21 protein-coding genes are annotated in these 16999 nt (G+C 41.0%); all 21 read right to left on the bottom strand.

Annotated features, from left to right (window positions below):
- Positions 1–7: 7 nt before the first annotated feature.
- Positions 8–874 (bottom strand): MinD/ParA family protein, encoded by an 867-nt coding sequence (locus OSJ91_RS09290; RefSeq protein ID WP_350302015.1) that lies wholly within the window; start codon positions 872–874, stop codon positions 8–10.
- Complete coding sequence (gene flhF, locus OSJ91_RS09285) at positions 858–2015, bottom strand: flagellar biosynthesis GTPase FlhF (protein WP_485891407.1); 1158 nt, start codon at positions 2013–2015, stop codon at positions 858–860. The genes OSJ91_RS09290 and flhF overlap by 17 nt, the downstream gene beginning before the upstream one ends.
- Positions 2012–4048 (bottom strand): flagellar biosynthesis protein FlhA, encoded by a 2037-nt coding sequence (gene flhA / locus OSJ91_RS09280; protein ID WP_350302013.1) that lies wholly within the window; start codon positions 4046–4048, stop codon positions 2012–2014. The genes flhF and flhA overlap by 4 nt, the downstream gene beginning before the upstream one ends.
- 40 nt (positions 4049–4088) lie before the next feature.
- Positions 4089–5171 carry a flagellar biosynthesis protein FlhB gene (gene flhB / locus OSJ91_RS09275; RefSeq protein WP_485891406.1) on the bottom strand — a complete coding sequence of 361 codons (1083 nt, stop codon included), beginning with the start codon at positions 5169–5171 and terminating at the stop codon, positions 4089–4091.
- A 1-nt stretch (position 5172) separates the two neighbouring features.
- Entirely contained in the window at positions 5173–5949 is a 777-nt protein-coding gene (fliR, locus tag OSJ91_RS09270; protein ID WP_485891405.1) for a flagellar biosynthetic protein FliR, read from the bottom strand.
- A 3-nt stretch (positions 5950–5952) separates the two neighbouring features.
- Positions 5953–6222, bottom strand: coding sequence for a flagellar biosynthesis protein FliQ (gene fliQ / locus OSJ91_RS09265; protein ID WP_101224658.1), 270 nt, complete (start codon positions 6220–6222; stop codon positions 5953–5955).
- Between the two features lie 14 nt (positions 6223–6236).
- A complete protein-coding gene (gene fliP / locus OSJ91_RS09260; protein WP_350302011.1) occupies positions 6237–6902 on the bottom strand; it encodes a flagellar type III secretion system pore protein FliP in 666 nt (221 codons plus the stop codon).
- Positions 6899–7558, bottom strand: a complete 660-nt coding sequence (locus tag OSJ91_RS09255; protein ID WP_485891404.1) for a flagellar biosynthetic protein FliO — start codon at positions 7556–7558, stop codon at positions 6899–6901. Before OSJ91_RS09255 ends, fliP begins: the two co-directional genes overlap by 4 nt.
- A gap of 15 nt (positions 7559–7573) precedes the next feature.
- Positions 7574–7936 (bottom strand): chemotaxis protein CheY, encoded by a 363-nt coding sequence (cheY, locus tag OSJ91_RS09250; protein WP_063231856.1) that lies wholly within the window; start codon positions 7934–7936, stop codon positions 7574–7576.
- Between the two features lie 17 nt (positions 7937–7953).
- The gene (gene fliY / locus OSJ91_RS09245) at positions 7954–9171 is read right to left on the bottom strand and encodes a flagellar motor switch phosphatase FliY (protein WP_350302009.1); all 1218 of its coding nucleotides are present in this window, start codon (positions 9169–9171) and stop codon (positions 7954–7956) included.
- Positions 9161–10159 (bottom strand): flagellar motor switch protein FliM, encoded by a 999-nt coding sequence (fliM, locus tag OSJ91_RS09240; RefSeq protein ID WP_485891403.1) that lies wholly within the window; start codon positions 10157–10159, stop codon positions 9161–9163. Before fliM ends, fliY begins: the two co-directional genes overlap by 11 nt.
- A 52-nt stretch (positions 10160–10211) precedes the next feature.
- Positions 10212–10640 (bottom strand): flagellar basal body-associated protein FliL, encoded by a 429-nt coding sequence (fliL, locus tag OSJ91_RS09235; RefSeq protein WP_241591174.1) that lies wholly within the window; start codon positions 10638–10640, stop codon positions 10212–10214.
- A complete protein-coding gene (locus OSJ91_RS09230; protein ID WP_241591309.1) occupies positions 10637–10852 on the bottom strand; it encodes a flagellar FlbD family protein in 216 nt (71 codons plus the stop codon). The genes fliL and OSJ91_RS09230 overlap by 4 nt, the downstream gene beginning before the upstream one ends.
- A gap of 49 nt (positions 10853–10901) precedes the next feature.
- Positions 10902–12167, bottom strand: a complete 1266-nt coding sequence (locus OSJ91_RS09225; RefSeq protein ID WP_350302007.1) for a flagellar hook protein FlgE — start codon at positions 12165–12167, stop codon at positions 10902–10904.
- Between the two features lie 72 nt (positions 12168–12239).
- The gene (locus tag OSJ91_RS09220; protein ID WP_485891402.1) at positions 12240–12464 is read right to left on the bottom strand and encodes a hypothetical protein; all 225 of its coding nucleotides are present in this window, start codon (positions 12462–12464) and stop codon (positions 12240–12242) included.
- A gap of 15 nt (positions 12465–12479) precedes the next feature.
- Positions 12480–12620 carry a hypothetical protein gene (locus tag OSJ91_RS09215; RefSeq protein WP_485891401.1) on the bottom strand — a complete coding sequence of 47 codons (141 nt, stop codon included), beginning with the start codon at positions 12618–12620 and terminating at the stop codon, positions 12480–12482.
- A gap of 11 nt (positions 12621–12631) precedes the next feature.
- Complete coding sequence (gene flgD / locus OSJ91_RS09210) at positions 12632–13267, bottom strand: flagellar hook assembly protein FlgD (RefSeq protein WP_350302004.1); 636 nt, start codon at positions 13265–13267, stop codon at positions 12632–12634.
- A gap of 8 nt (positions 13268–13275) precedes the next feature.
- The gene (locus OSJ91_RS09205; RefSeq protein WP_350302003.1) at positions 13276–14583 is read right to left on the bottom strand and encodes a flagellar hook-length control protein FliK; all 1308 of its coding nucleotides are present in this window, start codon (positions 14581–14583) and stop codon (positions 13276–13278) included.
- 25 nt (positions 14584–14608) lie between these two features.
- The gene (locus OSJ91_RS09200; RefSeq protein ID WP_485891400.1) at positions 14609–15226 is read right to left on the bottom strand and encodes a MotE family protein; all 618 of its coding nucleotides are present in this window, start codon (positions 15224–15226) and stop codon (positions 14609–14611) included.
- Positions 15227–15230: 4 nt separating this feature from the next.
- On the bottom strand, positions 15231–15677 hold the full coding sequence (gene fliJ, locus OSJ91_RS09195) for a flagellar export protein FliJ (RefSeq protein ID WP_413016613.1): 447 nt from the start codon (positions 15675–15677) through the stop codon (positions 15231–15233).
- A gap of 2 nt (positions 15678–15679) precedes the next feature.
- Positions 15680–16999 (bottom strand): flagellar protein export ATPase FliI, encoded by a 1320-nt coding sequence (gene fliI, locus OSJ91_RS09190; protein ID WP_350302000.1) that lies wholly within the window; start codon positions 16997–16999, stop codon positions 15680–15682.

Raw genomic sequence — 16999 nt, 5'->3', positions numbered from 1 at the left:
AGGAGACCTACTTTCCAAAAAAATATCTCTTCATATTTTGGAGGAAATGGCTTTTTTGCAAAGTCAATTCTTCCCCAAATGAATGATTTGCATATCTCGAAGCAATGTCCATAATGGCTTTGGATACATCGGCTTCTGAATCGAAAAGGAGAAAGGGCATCTGTTTGGTAACAGAATTGGGTACGGTTCTATCATCTGGCAAGTACCCTAGAGCTACAGTTTCCAGTCCCAAAAATTTCACTAGTGCATTTTGGAGGCGCTTAATCGTTTCTTTGCCGTCCTTACTCGTGAAAACCCGATTGCAAACCAGGAACAATGGAGTCTCTTTATTTACCGAATGGATATATTTCATTGCGGAATATGCATCCATGATAGAAGTGGGTTCAGGCGTCGTGATAACGACTAATTCATCCACACATAACAGGAATTTCATGGAATCCTGAGTGATGCCTGCACCCATATCAAATAAGATATAATCGTAATTCGACAACAATAAACTGAATTCCTCATTAAACCGGGTATACTTTTCTTCATTAAGTGAAAAGAGATTCGTCAACCCCGTTCCACCTGTAATGATTGAAATGTTTCCCGGCCCTGTGATGATGATATCCTTCAAACTACAATCGTTTTCAAAAAAATCAATAATGCTGCAGGGAGATTGTTCCCCGATCAAAATATCAATATTCCCCATACCGATATCCATGTCGAACAACAGTACTTTTTTGCCTCTTTGGGATAAAGCAATCGAAAAATTCAAAGAAAAGTTCGATTTTCCCACTCCACCTTTCCCGCTTAAAACGGCAATCGTTTTGGCCATTGATCGATTTTGGCGGGCTTCCAATCTTTTTCGTAAATTCTCAGCTTGATCTTTCATATTTATTAGCCCCAATAGCCATTTTCAATAGCTGTGATGATGTAGCTATTTCAATATCGTCTGGCACATTCTGTCCATCTGTTATATAGGCGGCTCCTAATTTATGAGTGTGTATAAAATTGAATATCTGCCCGAAAGTGGAGGTTTCGTCCGCTTTTGTAAAAATGACCTGTTTAATAGGTATGGCAGCAAACTGTCGATAAATATCTTCCATATCCTTTTGTTTAGAGGTCAATGACAATACTAAATAGGTTTCCATCTCATCTGTAAAATGGATGATTTCATTGAGATCCTTGACATATTGCGGGTTACGGAAATTCCTTCCGGCCGTATCAATAAAAACAAAATCATAATGGGAGAAGCGTTCAGCAGCCCTTTTGAAGTCTTCCAAATTATAAGCGACTTCAATTGGAACGTTTAAAATCTTGGCATACGTCTTAAGTTGATCTATTGCAGCAATCCTATACGTATCCGTCGTAATGAAAGCCACTTTTTTATCATGCTTCAACATGGTTTCCGCAGCTACTTTTGCCAAGGTCGTTGTCTTTCCCACACCTGTTGGGCCAACAATATTAATATATTTTTTTTGCAGCCCGGGTTTTCCGTTTTCAACCTTTTCCAAAATCCCGAGCATGGCTTCTTCCAACCAAACTTGAACCTCTTCATCAGTGGATTGCTGTTTAAAAACGAACCATTTTTCAAGCAATTCATCCATGATTTGGGACCGAAGTGATATATCCACTTCCTGCTCGGTTAGGTATTCGTGGATTTTCTCCAGCCTCCCCGGATATTTTTTATCAGTTGAATAGATATGCAAACTCTTTATCATATCTTTCAAACCTTCGATTTCTTTTAATAAGTCTGCACTTTCCCTATTCCCTTCATTAGGTTCAGGGGCATGACTTGCCATATCCAGCTTAGATGGCAACTTCTTCGATTTTTGCTTGGTTACGGCTTGGATAGGCTGGGACACAGGGTCTATGGCTGCAATGACTTCAATATTCCTCTTTTTGAATAATCCTAAGAAACCACCATTATATACAGCCTTGGAACTTAAGATTACTGCATCACTGCCCAGTTCCGCCCTTATTCGCTTCATTGCCTCGTTCATTGATGGCGCCAAATATTTCTTTACCTTCAATCGATATCCACCACCCCTACACTTTGTACTTCTACATTCGATTCGAGTTCATTGTATGAAAGAATCGGTACATTAGGAAAATAACGTTCAGTTAGTTGCCGGGCATACATCCTTACTGCTGGAGAGCAGAGTAAGATCGGTTGGTGATCCATTAGGGTCAGCTCTTCCAATTTGGCTGCAACTGCCTCCAATATGGATTGCGATATAGTTGGATCCAATGATAAAAAATTGCCATGATCGGTTTGCTGTACACCATCCGCGATGGTCTTTTCAACTTTCCCCGATAATGTTATGACTTTAATTCTATTTTCATCCGAAATAAAAGAATTCGTTATTTGTCTGGCTAAATTCTGCCTTACATATTCAGTAAGCAAATCTGTGTCAGTCGATAACTTGCCATAATCAGCAAGCGTTTCGAAAATGATCGGTAAGTTCCTTATCGAAACTTTTTCCTTCAATAATTTTGCCAATACCTTTTGGACATCTCCTATAGACAAGGGATTCGGAGTGACTTCCTCTACTAGTATAGGTGACGATTCGTTGAGATGATCGATCAATTGTTTCGTTTCCTGCCTGCCCAATAATTCCTGCGCATTGGACTTTATGACTTCCGTCAAGTGGGTGGATACAACACTTGGCGGGTCCACAACTGTATAACCCAGCATCTCGGCATGTTCTTTCATATCATCCGTAATCCACTTGGCCGGTAAACCGAAAGACGGTTCTATCGTATCGATTCCTTCTATTGAATCGTCTTCCATCCCTGGACTCATGGCCAAGAAATGATTTAGGAGCAATTCCCCCTTTGCCATGACACTTCCCTTAATCTTCAGCCGATACTCATTAGGATTCAACTGAATATTATCACGTATTCTGACGACAGGGATCACGAGCCCCAACTCAATTGCAAGCTGCCGGCGGATCATGACAACCCGGTCCAGTAGGTCTCCCCCTTGATTGGCATCCGCAAGCGGAATCAATCCATATCCAAACTCAAATTCGATCGGGTCGACACTTAAAAGGTTAACGACGCTTTCTGGACTTTTCATTTCATCGGTTTCCAGCACTTCTTCCATTTCTTGTATTTCACTTTCGTCCTGCTTCGGTATCCTTGAAATTGTATACCCTCCAACGACTAATAAAGCAGCGATCGGAATGGTGAACAAGTCGGAAATGGGAGTGAATAACCCTAAAAGGAAAATGGTTGCTGCTGTTAGGTAAAGCATTTTTGGAAATTGAAATAACTGTTCAACAATATCCGCTCCGAGGTTTCCATTCGAGGCTGCCCGGGTTACGACAATTCCCGTAGCTGTAGAAATCAATAAAGCTGGTACCTGACTCACGATACCGTCACCAACCGATAACATGGAAAAATGGACGGCTGCTTCTCCAAAGCTCATGTCCAATTGCATGACGCCAATGATCATACCGAAAATCAAGTTAATGATGACAATGATGATGCCCGCTATGGCGTCCCCTTTAACAAACTTACTCGCCCCATCCATGGATCCATAAAAGTCTGCTTCGTTACTAATTTTTTCCCTTCTGGCACGTGCTTCGTTTTCCGAGATCATCCCAGCATTTAAATCTGCATCGATGGCCATCTGTTTCCCCGGCATCGCATCCAGCGTAAACCTAGCCGCTACCTCCGAGACCCGTTCGGAACCTTTCGTGATGACGATGAAATTTATGATGACCAAAATGATGAATACAACTAATCCTACAAGCACGTTACCGCCGACTACAAACGATCCAAAGGTTTCTACAACTCCCCCAGCATCACCATAGGTCAAAATGGCACGAGTCGTCGAAACATTCAACCCCAGCCTGAACAATGTCAGTAAAAGGAGCAAGGAAGGAAAGATCGAAAATTCGAGAGGTTCTTTCATATTCATCGTAGTCAATAGAACCAGCAACGCAAGAGAGATATTTAAAAGGAGTAAAATACTTAACAACCATGTTGGCAATGGAATGACCAACATGGCAACGATCATGATGACGCTCGATATAACAACTAAATCTCTTGCTCGCATGTTTTTTTCTCTCCTAACTAGCGGGTTACCCTATTACTCTTTACACTTTACCTTTGGTTTTATATACAAAGGCCAGAATTTCAGCGACCGCCTTAAAGAACTCTTCAGGTATCGCCTGGCCTAATTCAGCTTGATCATATAAAGACCTGGCCAAAGGCCGATTTTCCACCATGGTCACATCGTTTTCTTTGGCAATGAATTTAATTTTCTGGGCAACAAAATCTACGCCCTTTGCCACTACATACGGAGCCTCAGCTTTTTCTTCATCATATTTTAAAGCAATAGCAAAATGCGTCGGGTTAGTGATGACGACATCCGCATTGGGAATTTCCTGCATCATTCTCTGAGCGGCCATCTGCCTCTGCTTTTGCTTTATTTTGGATTTGATGAGCGGGTCCCCTTCGGAATTTTTATACTCATCCTTTATATCCTGTTTGGACATCCGGATGTTTTTTTCAAAGTCATATTTTTGATACAAATAGTCTAATAGAGCAATGAACAATAAAGCCACGGCAGCATAAAATCCTACTTTAATCGTAATATCCGCCAGTGTTGCCATCGCTTCTTCCACAGAAACCTGTGATAAAATCATAATCTCGTCCATGCGCTGCCATAGTACATAAAAGGCAACAAAACCAACAAATGATATTTTAAGAATGGATTTCAATAATTCAACAATGGCCCTCATTGAAAAAATACGTTTGAATCCTTTAATGGGATCCAATTTATCAAGTTTGAACTGTATGGATTCAGTCGAAAACAAAAACCCGACTTGCATGACATTAGCCAATATCCCAGCCACTATCGCTGCTGCAAAAACGGGTCCTAGGATAAGGCCCATCTCCTTTAAAACCTCTATCATGATAATTTGCATATTCTCCTCACTGAATCCAGCCAAGGTAAAATGTTGCAGATATTCTTTCATAAGACCGAGCAAATGATTATACATGTACGGTCCCATAAGCAATAACACTGAAAACACTGCAATTAAATTCACAGAGGTATTTACATCCTGACTCTTTGCCACCTGACCTTTTTTCTTCGAATCCTGACGTTTTTTGGGAGTCGCCTTTTCGGTCTTTTCACCAGCGAAAAACTGCAAATCCAGCTGATACCACTCCATATCAAACGCCTCCAATCAACTGCATTAGGTGACGCATGGTCAAAAGCAAGAAATTGAAGAGTTGGGTGACAACCGTCATCATCATCCCCATTACCAGTATGATAACGACTAAACCGGCAATGATTTTCACTGGAATCCCAACAACGAACACATTTAATTGAGGAACTGTCCTGGCAAGTATCCCAAGCGTGACATCCACTAAGAAAATACTTCCCACCACAGGTATGGACATTTGAAAAGCAATCATGAAAGCTTTGCTGAAAGCTTTGGCCAAATATTCTATCAGCGCATGATCTCCGAATGGTACAAATAATTGGTCAATCGGGATGAACTGATAACTATAAAAAATTCCATCCAAAAGCAAATGATGGCCATTAGTACTCAATAGGAATAATAAGGCGATTGTGTAAAGGTATTGTCCCATCAACGGGCTTTGTGCCCCGGTTTGGGGATCGATGACATTCGCTATTGAAAAACCCATTTGAAAATCAATCAATCCGCCAGCGATTTGAACGGCCGATAAAATCATATACGCTGCAAACCCAATGAAAAGGCCAACAAGCGCTTCCTTCATGATCAATAAATAAAATGTGACATCCAATTCCAGAACCGGAGCATCAATGGTGTAGTACATGATCCAGGCAAGGAAGATTCCAAGCCCGACCCGATGTTGTACCGGTATTGAACGGTACGAAAAAATCGGCATGGCCACGAAAAATGTAGTGACCCGGACCACAATTAATAAAAAGGCGGGAAAGTGCGGAAATAATTCCTCCATGCCCTACCCTACAAATCGATTCAGATTACCGAATATTTCATTTGCATATGATAATAGGTGGCTCAACATCCATGGAGCCAATAAAATGAGTCCCAATAAGACTGCGACGATTTTCGGAACAAATGCCAAGGTTTGTTCCTGAATCTGTGTAGTCGCCTGAAAGATGCTTACTAATAGTCCTACAATAAGAGCGATTACCATCAATGGGCCAGCGATAATCAATACCATATAAATTCCTTTTTCTGCTATATCAATAACAAAATCTGCACTCATTTTTTCTCACCTGCTTAAAAACTCTGTAATAAAGACTTCACCACTAAATACCATCCGTCAACAAGAATGAAAAGGAGGATTTTAAATGGCAGGGAAATCATGACTGGCGGCAACATCATCATCCCCATCGACATCAGGACACTTGCAATGACCATATCAATAACCAAAAAGGGAATGAAAATCATGAAACCTATTTGAAAAGCTGTTTTGATTTCACTGATTGCAAAAGCTGGTACAAAGGCAGTCAAGGGAATGTCCTGTATCGTTTCAGGCTTATCCACCTTGGCATATTCCAAGAATAGCTCAAGGTCCTTCTGCCTTGTATGGGCACTCATGAATTCTTTAAATGGTATCGAGGCCTGTACATATGCTTCTTCTAAATCTATCTCTTCATTAAATAACGGGGTTAATGCCTTTTCATTCACTTCCTGAAAAGTCGGTGCCATTATGAAAAATGTCATGAAAAGTGCCAGGCCGATCAACACCTGATTCGGCGGCATCTGCTGTGTAGCTAGCGATGTTCTCACAAAGCTCAGGACAATGATGATTCTTGTAAAACAGGTCATCAAGATCAATATGCTTGGAGCCAGCGATAAGACAGTCATCAGTAGAACAAGTTTGACGGAAGTAGAGACATTAGCGGGATCACTGTTATTAAAAAACTCCATGAACTCATTCATTCATTGTCTCTTCCTTTCCTATCAAGCTCCTTTAACAGCTTTTTCCTGCTATCAGACAATTGATCAAGTTGGCTTTTGAACTCTGCAGTGAAACTGGCGGTTTCGGATCCGCTTTTCTTCAACCACTTATTTTTCAACTTCATTGCAAGTTCCCCTGGCTGGATCATTTGATCGATCTTATCGTTGTGATCTTTCAAAAGCTGTTCATATTCCTCGGAATCATCTATTTCTTTCAAGAGCTGAATATTTTCACCGACCCCGATCACCAATATTCTCCCGCCGACTTTAACAAGCTGGACAGAACGATTTGCGCCAAGGCCCGTACCGCCTAAATTCTCCACTGAATTTGCCTTTTGATACGATTTACTTTTTTTATTGATGAACTTTAATAGGATATATAGAAGGGCCACTACAAAAATCGTGGCAAATATCATCCTCAGAAACTCCCAAACGGTTATCCCCACTTTATCAGGATTCGTTGTCTGTTTGGTAGATTTCGAGCCTTTTGATTCACCTTTATCCACCTTTAAATCATCTGGCTGTTCATAAACATCCTTTACTGTTTTTTCAAGATCTTCCGCATGGGCCTGTATGGCCCCAGAGAAGAATACTGCTATCATCAGTGAGACCTGAAGCCATTTTTTAATTAAAAACAATATGAAGACACCCTCTTAACTTAATGCTTTATTTATGGCTTCCAAAACACGGTCCGCCTGGAATGGCTTCACGATAAAGTCTTTTGCACCCGCCTGGATCGCATCAATGACCATGGCTTGCTGTCCCATCGCTGAACACATGATGACCTTAGCTTGAGGATTTACCTTTTTAATTTCCTTTAATGCTGTAATTCCATCCATTTCAGGCATGGTAATATCCATCGTTACAAGATCCGGATGAGTTTCTTTATATTTTTCCACTGCTTGGGCTCCATCTGCTGCTTCCCCGACTATTTCAAAACCATTTTTTGAAAGGATATCCTTAATCATCATTCTCATAAATGCTGCATCGTCCACAATTAAAATTCTATTAGCCATAATTTTCGTCCCCCAAATTATCTTATTTTATTTAATCGGTCACTTTGACTCATGATATCCGTAACACGTACTCCAAAGTTTTCATCAATCACCACTACCTCGCCTTTTGCTATCAAACGGCTGTTTACCAGGATATCAACTGGCTCTCCCGCTAATTTATCCAATTCGATGATCGAACCGGAGGACAGCTCCAATATATCCTTGACGGAGCGTTTCGTTCTTCCAAGCTCCACAGTCACCTGCAAAGGGATATCCATCAGCATGCTGAGATTTTTCGTTTCAGACTCCTGAAGCTGATAAGGCTGAAAACTGGTGAAACTGGCAGGCTGAACATTTACCGGATGTCCTGTTGGTACGGATGAAACTCCAAAATGTTGTGGTACATTCGGCATTTGGTTCGCAGGTTGGGTTTGGTGACCGCCTTGTCCATAAGTTTCATTTGCCGATCGATCAGACCGGATGTCCTGGAATGGTGCCGGCTCCTGAGTTGGAATGTTTGTTACTGGATCACTTAGTGCTTTTTGCGTTTTCATCTCGGCAGGATCGCTTTCGCTCGTCCCATTTAATAATTCAGAAACTAACCCTTTAGCAAACTCTAACGGCAGCAATTGCATGATACTGGAATCAATTAAGCTGCCGACACGGAGACGGAATGAGATTTTTGCAAATAAATCCTCGTCCGGTATCGCATTTTCACCTTCACCATTTAAAAAGTTAAGTAAATCTATGCTAGGTGGAGAAATATCCACTTTTTTACTGAAAATGGTCGACATGGATGTCGCAGCAGAACCCATCATTTGGTTCATGGCTTCCTGGACAGCACTCAATTGAATTTCCCCAAGCAGGTCAGAAGGATTCTCCCCATCTCCGCCTAGCATCAAATCCGCAATGATAGCAGCATCGCTCTGCTTGATGACCAGCATATTTATACCTGAAAAACCTTCTGTATATTGCACTTGAATCGCTACATACGGATGCGGGAATTCTTCCCCGATCTGTCCCCTTTCAATCAATGTAACCGTCGGGGTGGTGATATCCACTTTCTGATTCAACAAAGTGGATAGGGCAGTGGCCGAACTTCCGAAGGAGATATTACCAATTTCACCGAGGGCGTCGAGCTCCATCATCGATAAATAATCGTCAATCGAGTGAGGGACCACCTCATCTTCTATATCACTTGTACCTTTTAAAAGGGCATCTATCTCGTCTTGTGAAAGCATTCCATCACTTACCATCTTCGTCTCCCCCTTTCAAAATATCAAGAATCTGGATAGCATGTTTTTTTCCTACTTTTCCTGGCTGCCCGCTGTATTTTGGAATCCCTCCAATTGTAATCGTCAAAGGTTCATCGATTGCCTTATTTAAATCGATGACATCGCCAACATCAAGCAGCAAAAAATCCTCGATGGTGATGTCTGTGGAACCAAGTTCGGAAATAATGGGAAGATCTGCGTTTCGGATACGCTTTTCCAAAATCATGATTTCCTCTGGGAGTTTTTCCTTTTGGGAATTTTCCATCCAATAATGAGCAGATAACTTTGGTATGATCGGTTCCAATACGACGTGAGGAATGCAAACATTAATCATTCCGCTCGTTTCGCCGATTTGTGTATTCAAGGAAATGACCACAACAGTATCGTTGGGAGAAACCAGTTGTAAAAATTGTGGATTCACCTCGAACTCCGTCATCACCGGTTCGATTTCAACAATCGTTCCCCAAGCCTCCTGTAAATTTTCAAAAGCCTTCTCGAATAAATTCGACATGATTTTCGTTTCTATTTCCGTTAAACTATCCACCTTATTCACGCTTATGCCCCGCCCGCCCAAAACACGATCCATCATGGAATAAGCGATATTCGGGTTGACCTCAATAATGATTCGGCCATCCAAGGGCGGCACCTCAAAAACATTCAATATGGTCATTTTAGGAATCGATCGGATAAACTCTTCGTATGGTATTTGATCTGCCGAAGCAACGGATATTTGGACATATGTTCTTAGCTGAGCAGAAAAGTATGTTGTCAGCAGCCTTGCAAAGTTCTCGTGTATCCTGGTCAAACTCCGGATTTGATCCTTTGAAAACCTAAGCGCCCTTTTAAAGTCGTATACTTTCACTCTTTTTTCTACTTCTTCTTTTTTTAAATCATCTGCATCCATTTCACCTGTGGAAATGGCCGATAACAGAGCATCGATTTCATTTTGCGATAATATTTCCCCGGACATTAACACTCACCTCCAAAGCTTCTCCTTCTTATTTAATGAAGCAAGGATGTTCTTATTGCAGAATCGAGGAGGTTATATAAACCTTTTCAACTTTTCCTTCTTCCATTAATTCATTCATTCTAGTCTTTAACGCTTCTTGAAGCTTTTCCTTGCCTTTTTTACCGGTTAACTCTTCCGCTTTCATTTCTGATAGTTCGGTAATGATGATATTTTTCACTTGAAAATTTCTTTTTTCCAACTCTTCTTTTGCTTTTTTATTTTCTGTTTGGACCATAAATGAGATTTTGATATAATCATTGCCGGCAAGATTCGTAGTAATTTCAGGAATCTCAACTGATGATTTGACAATTTCGTCAATGCTAGGTTTATCTTCGGCAGATGTGGGATCAGATAACTTTGTCACAACCACGACCGCTATGACACCAACAAGCGTTATAGCCACGAGTATAATCAACATTATGGTCAATAGATTTTTTTTCATGAACTTTCCTCCACATCCTTACGAAAACCTAGAATATTAACGGTACGATAAAATTGTATAATAGCTTCAACCAGTTCCTCTTCCTTCTCTAGCACAACGATTTTCTTACCATTTGTAAAAGTAATGGTCGTATCTGGCAATGACTCGACTGTGTCTATGTACAATGCATTGATATAAAAGCATTTTCCATTGAGTCTTGTGACTTTGATAATGATATTTAGGAGCCAGGGCAAAAAGCACCTGGCTCCTCCCTCCCTTAACCTATCGTTTTAAGTTAACCAATTCCTGTAAAATCTCATCCGACGTCGTGATGATCCTCGAATTCGATTGGAAACCACGTTGAGCAACGATCATTTCAGTAAACTCTTCGGATAAATCCACATTGGACATTTCCAAAGAACCTGATGCAATCACACCGCGCCCCTCACCTGCGATATTGATATTTGCAGTACCTGAATTTATTGATTCCTGAAAAGTATTGCCACCGGTTTTCGTCAAGCCAGATGCATTGGAAAACTTGGCAACGGCCAGTTGGCCTAAAGTAGTGATCAGACCGTTGGAATAAACGCCATTTATTTCCCCTGATGAACCAATATTAAAGCTTTCCAGTTTACCTTCTTTATTACCATTCGGATTGACAAGAGCAGTGGTGGAACCTTTAACTTGAGTAAGATTCGAGAAATCAAAATCCAAATTAACTTTTTGTACGCTTTCATCAACTTGTGTATCCGAGTCATCCTCTTTGCCGCTTGAAATGTTTATGGTTTGACCTGCCTGGGTTTTATCAGCAGCCACTATCTGACCATTTGCGTCGAAATTAACCGTAGTGAACGGTTTTGGTTTAGTAGCTGATGTATTCCCCAAGGCAGCAGGTTCTTCATCAAAAAGCTCCCATTTATCATCACCGTTTTTTTGGAAATAGATAGTTGCCGTTTGTTCTTTACCCTTTTCATCCACAACTTTCATTTGCTGGCTAAATACGGTACCATCAATTGCGTCAGCAGCTAGATTTCCACTTACTGATATTTTAGTGGTGGTAATGGCAGGTAAAATCGCATTGACGTTAACTGCAACGTCGCCAATCGTTTTTGATCGTTTCCCGTTTTCATCAACCTTGTAAGCCTGCACTTTCAAACCATTCGCGTTGACAAGCGTACCATTATCATCCAGATAAAAGTTTCCTGCACGTGTATATGAAAGTGAATCTCCTTGCTTGACGACGAAATAGCCATCACCAGATATTCCTAAATCAAGATCGCGGCCGGTGGTTTGCAGGCTTGACTGTGTATGGATCGTATCGATTGTAGCAATCGTGGAGCCCAATCCAATTTGTTTAGAATTGGTTCCTCCTTTATTGGCTGTTGCTGCACTTGCACCAGATACCGTTTGGTTCATCGCATCGCTGAATGTCACACGGCTTTTTTTGAAACCATATGTATTGACATTGGCGACGTTATTACCGATAACATCCAGTTTTGTTTGTAAGTTTTTTAATCCGCTTATTCCCGAATACATTGAACGTAGCATGTAAAAGCTCCCCTTTCATATAAAGACTGCTTTCGTCATTCCACAGTCCAGGCTTCCTATTTCAGGTCCAGCCTATTTATCTAAAATTATGGTTCCATTGATGTTCGTGAAAATTTGTGATGTTGCTTCTTTCCTGTCCATGACTGTGATGACCTTATTGTTTTTCGTGCTTACTATCAGTGCCGCATTCTCTGTAATGATAAGAGATTCGGTTACACCCATGTTTTTGGCCTCATTGGTTTTAAGGGCTATTTTGTCCCAGGTTTGTGACGCTATTTCTATACTCCTTTGATTCATCCGCAATGAGCATGTTTACTGATGGTCGATTTTTCGTTCGTGGAGACAGCAGCTTGAAAATGCTGTTGAAAGCCTTGCTGGATCATCTGCCCTTAACGGTAATTTTGTTTGTGGCATCAGCTGAGCTGAATTTGCTTGAAAACCAAGTTTATTCATATTCCCGCCCCTTAGGCTTCAGCGATTTTTATCAATTGCTCTGATGATAACTTGGTGTTGTTTTCATCATCCACTTCAATTTGCAGTTTGCCATTACTCATGGATACCGAGATTACGACAGCTGATGTCTCTCCATTTTTTTCATCCATCCAGGAAACGCGCTTGCCTATTAATTCGCTTGCCGACGTCAAGCTATTCGACGTGGAACTTGTTTGTTTCATTGCCGAAATATTTGCGGGTTCAAGCTTTGTGCCATCTTCTAAAAGAAAATAAACGCCATCACCCTTATATTGGATCGATTTAACGATGCCTGTTCCTTCTTCTATCGCAAGGTCATCATCGCCTTCATCCAATTTGTGCCAAGTGACTTCCTTTCCGACAAAAGAGTTATAGTTCATTAAACTATTTTGCTGATTGATCCCGATTATTTCTTCCATTTGGGCTCCCATATTCATCATCTGTTCCAGAGAAGAAAAAGTGGCCATTTGGGCGATGAACTCGGTATTGTCCATCGGGCTTGACGGATCTTGGTTTTGAAGCTGGGTAAGCAACAATTTCAAGAAATCATCTTTTCCCAATGCATCCCCGGTTTTTCTGTTTTCAGTTTGAGATTTTGATAATAATAGTGATGTATCGATGGTCGTCATTTTTTCACCTACACTTCTAGATTTAACAGAGCATCGGCAAGGGATCCCGTAAACTCGCTTTCCGTCTCATCGTTGCTTTCTTCCTTACTCTCCTGTTGTTCATTATGTTCATCCGCGTCTTTCTGGCTGAATTTCTCAGAGTTAAAAGCATTGAAGGCCTGTGATATTTCAATTCTTTCAATTTGAATGTTTTGTCCGCTAAACGCTTGTTTTAAACCATGAATCTGATTCTCCAGCATATCTTTGGCCTGGGCAGTAGTAGCCAGAATCTTGGCTGACAGCATACCATCTTTTTGAATCAGCTCGATTCTTAGGGACCCTAAATGTTCTGGATTCAATCTGATCAACAGTTTATTTACACCGTTAGTTCCGCTAAAGTTCGCCTTACTTAAAATATTTTCAAATTGCTTAACAAATTCATCTTGACTGACAGTTTGCTCACCTTTGGGAGCCGCCAAGACGAATTGCTCCAGCTTTGTCATGAGAAAAGGCATACCAGACCCTTGATGTTTACCGCTATCCGGGCTTTGCAAAGTCACACTGCTAGCGACTGCTCCGTCTTTATTTACCTTGTCACTCCCAGATAAATGCGAGAATGCGCTTTTAAATGTTTCTATTGCTTTAGTTTGCCCTGTCTCCAAAGTGTTGGATTGGTCAGGTTCTGTTTTTGATTTTGACTGATTGGACAGCCATTTCTCCAGCTTCCCCGTTATCCCTTCAAGCAGGTGTTTCATTTGTTTCTGGATGGCCGCTTCATCTTGTGTCATATCCTTATTCTCCGAGAGAAGATCTTGAATTTTCACCAGTTTCAAAAGATTCACCACACCAGATAATGGGAGGTCATGCCATTCTTCTTCGCTCAATACAGTAACTTTTTTCAGGGTGGTATACAGTTCCATGACATTGGCTGATAACAAACTTTGTGGATTCAGGCTGAAGTCCTCACCTTCTTGTTCTAAATCCAGTTCCTCGATGCTCGCAAAGAAATCATCAAGGGCACCCTCATCATTTCCAACTATATTTTTTAGGACCTGTAAAATAAGGCTGCTGTCTTGTTTGTTTACTGAAGGGGCAACGGCTGCACTCTCTTCCCCTGTATCACTTAACCTTTCAAGTTTCAAAAAACCAAGCAAATCGTTTATTTCAGACATTCGTCCTTCAGGGTTGCCGCCTATATCCGATGGAATGGGAGGTTCTGCCCCTATCGCTGATTGAAGGACTGACCCAAACCCTGAATTAGATTGCTGATTTGGCTTAATTGGTACCTTTATACTTAATGATGCCAAGGGAAGTAAAGAATTAATGGCAGAATTCATATATTCACCTCCTAACTCTTTCCACTTAAGAACTTTGTTCCGTTAGTTTCTTCGTTAACCTTGCAGCATCAGCCGTTGTCATTTGCTCCAAAACCTTAGCTAAAGTGGCTGCTTTCATACTTGAGAGAATCTTCACTGCATCTTCATCATTCATTTCGGTAATGATGGGTGCAGCCTTCTTGGGAGCCATCGTTTCATAAGTACGGATTATATCTTTAAACGCTTGTTTACTATTATTCTGACTATCTTTAAGTTGATTCATTTCTGTTTGAAGCTGCTGTTTTTCCGCTTCTGCCTTTTCAATGGCCTTGTCACGTGTATCGATGATGCTCTCAAGCTTGTCTATCTCTTTTTCCTTGTTTTCAATCTCGGTTTCTAATTTTTCGAGCTTCATGGAAACTTTCTCATCACTCTTGGCTGGTTTATCTTTCTCTTCATCCTTTTGATCCGATTCAATGAAGGGTATTTTCGCAGACATATCCTTTGCCTTTTCCACTACATTCACCCCTGCTACTGTAAAAACGATCAACGCTACAGTTACCGCAAAGATTAATGGAATGAAGATGACAAGAAACCATTGAAACTTACTTATCTTGCTTTCTTCCAATTCTTCCAATCCATTAGATTCACCTTTTTTACGCATTCCATCACCTTACGCCTTTGCTTAAGAATTGCCGGATTGATATTTCATCCATTTGTTTGTTCTCAGCTTCCTTAATGACATCGAGGAATTTAAGAAAATCATTTTCTTTCATTTTCTCGTACTTTTTAACCTCGATATTTCTTTCCATTAATATATCCCGTTGAATATTCATCTTGTAGCGCGCTTCAATGACTTCCTGTTGACAGTGGTTTAAGAGTTTTTCCAAGTTGTCCATAAATAACTGATGATGACGAATTTCCTGTATGGATAATCCATTTCGCAGCTTTTCCTGTTGAAACTCAAGCAACTCTTCCTTTTTCTTTAAAAGCTTATATAACTTTTCTGCCACTTCTTCAAATTTTTTTAAAGCAGCATTGTATTTAGCTAGTGCATCGGTTTTTTCTTTTTCTTTGATGGTCAGGATCTTCTCGAATTTATATTGATAAATCATTATTAATCACCTTTCTCCATCAATTCGACAAGGGCATTGATACTATTATCTTTGGTAGCTTTTTCATGGGTTCCTTGCTTCAAAAATGAAATGATTTCCGGATAGCGTGTAATCGAGTTATCAATTTGTTTGGAAGAACCCTTCTTATAAGCTCCTATATTAATCAAATCTTCCGACTCCATATAGGTTGATAAACTTGCCCGTACTTTTTCCGCGGCGTTTTTATGCTTGTCACCAACTATATTGTTCATGACACGACTAATGCTCTTTAATACATTGAGCGCTGGAAACTGTCCTTTATTGGCTAAGTTTCGGTCCAGTATGAAGTGACCATCCAAAATTCCCCTGACAGCATCAGCAATCGGTTCATTCATATCATCACCGTCGACGAGTACCGTATAAAAAGCTGTAATGGTACCGAGCTGATTTGTTCCCGTTCTTTCGAGTAACCTTGGCAGGATGGCGAAAACGGAGGGGGTATACCCTTTGGTCGTCGGCGGTTCCCCGATGGCAAGCCCAATTTCCCTCTGGGCCATCGCAACCCTCGTGACCGAATCCATCATCAGCATCACATTCAATCCCTTATCACGAAAATATTCCGCGATGGCAGTTGCCGTCAAAGCACCCTTTATCCTCATCAACGCTGGCTGGTCAGATGTCGCCACCACAACGATTGATCGTGCCAGCCCTTCGGGTCCAAGATCTTTCTCGATGAATTCACGAACTTCACGGCCACGTTCTCCAATAAGACCGATTACGTTTAAGTCAGCCGTCGTATTCCTTGCTACCATACCAAGCAACGTGCTTTTCCCGACGCCGCTTCCTGCAAAGATACCAACACGTTGTCCTTTACCAACTGTTAATAAACTATCAATTACCCGGACTCCTACATCTATCGGTTCATTAATGGGAGGTCGTTTCATCGGATTCGGCGGATCTTGATCCACAGAAATTGTCGCCAGACCTTTTGGAAGAAGTGAGTCATCAATAGGATGTCCCAATGGATCGACTACTTTGCCAATAAGTCCACTTCCCACCTTTATCTCAAGGCTCCGTCCGCTTCCTTCCACGATACAGCCCGGTGCAATATCACTAACTGCTGTAAAAGGCATTAAAATAACCATTTCATCACGGAAACCGACCACTTCGGCTAAGATTCGATTTTTCTTTTTTTGTATGCCTGTATGGATATAACAAACATCACCTACAGAGCTTTCAGGGCCTTGAGATTCTATCATTAACCCCACGACACGTTTGACCCGTCCATAATGTTTGAATGGATCAACTTCATCAACCAAGGGCAATAGGTCTCTAGTTTTCAT

This window comes from Bacillus sp. T-10(2022), assembly GCF_056502895.1.
Note: the sequence above shows the minus strand (reverse complement) of the source record. Positions and strands in the feature narration are given on the sequence as shown.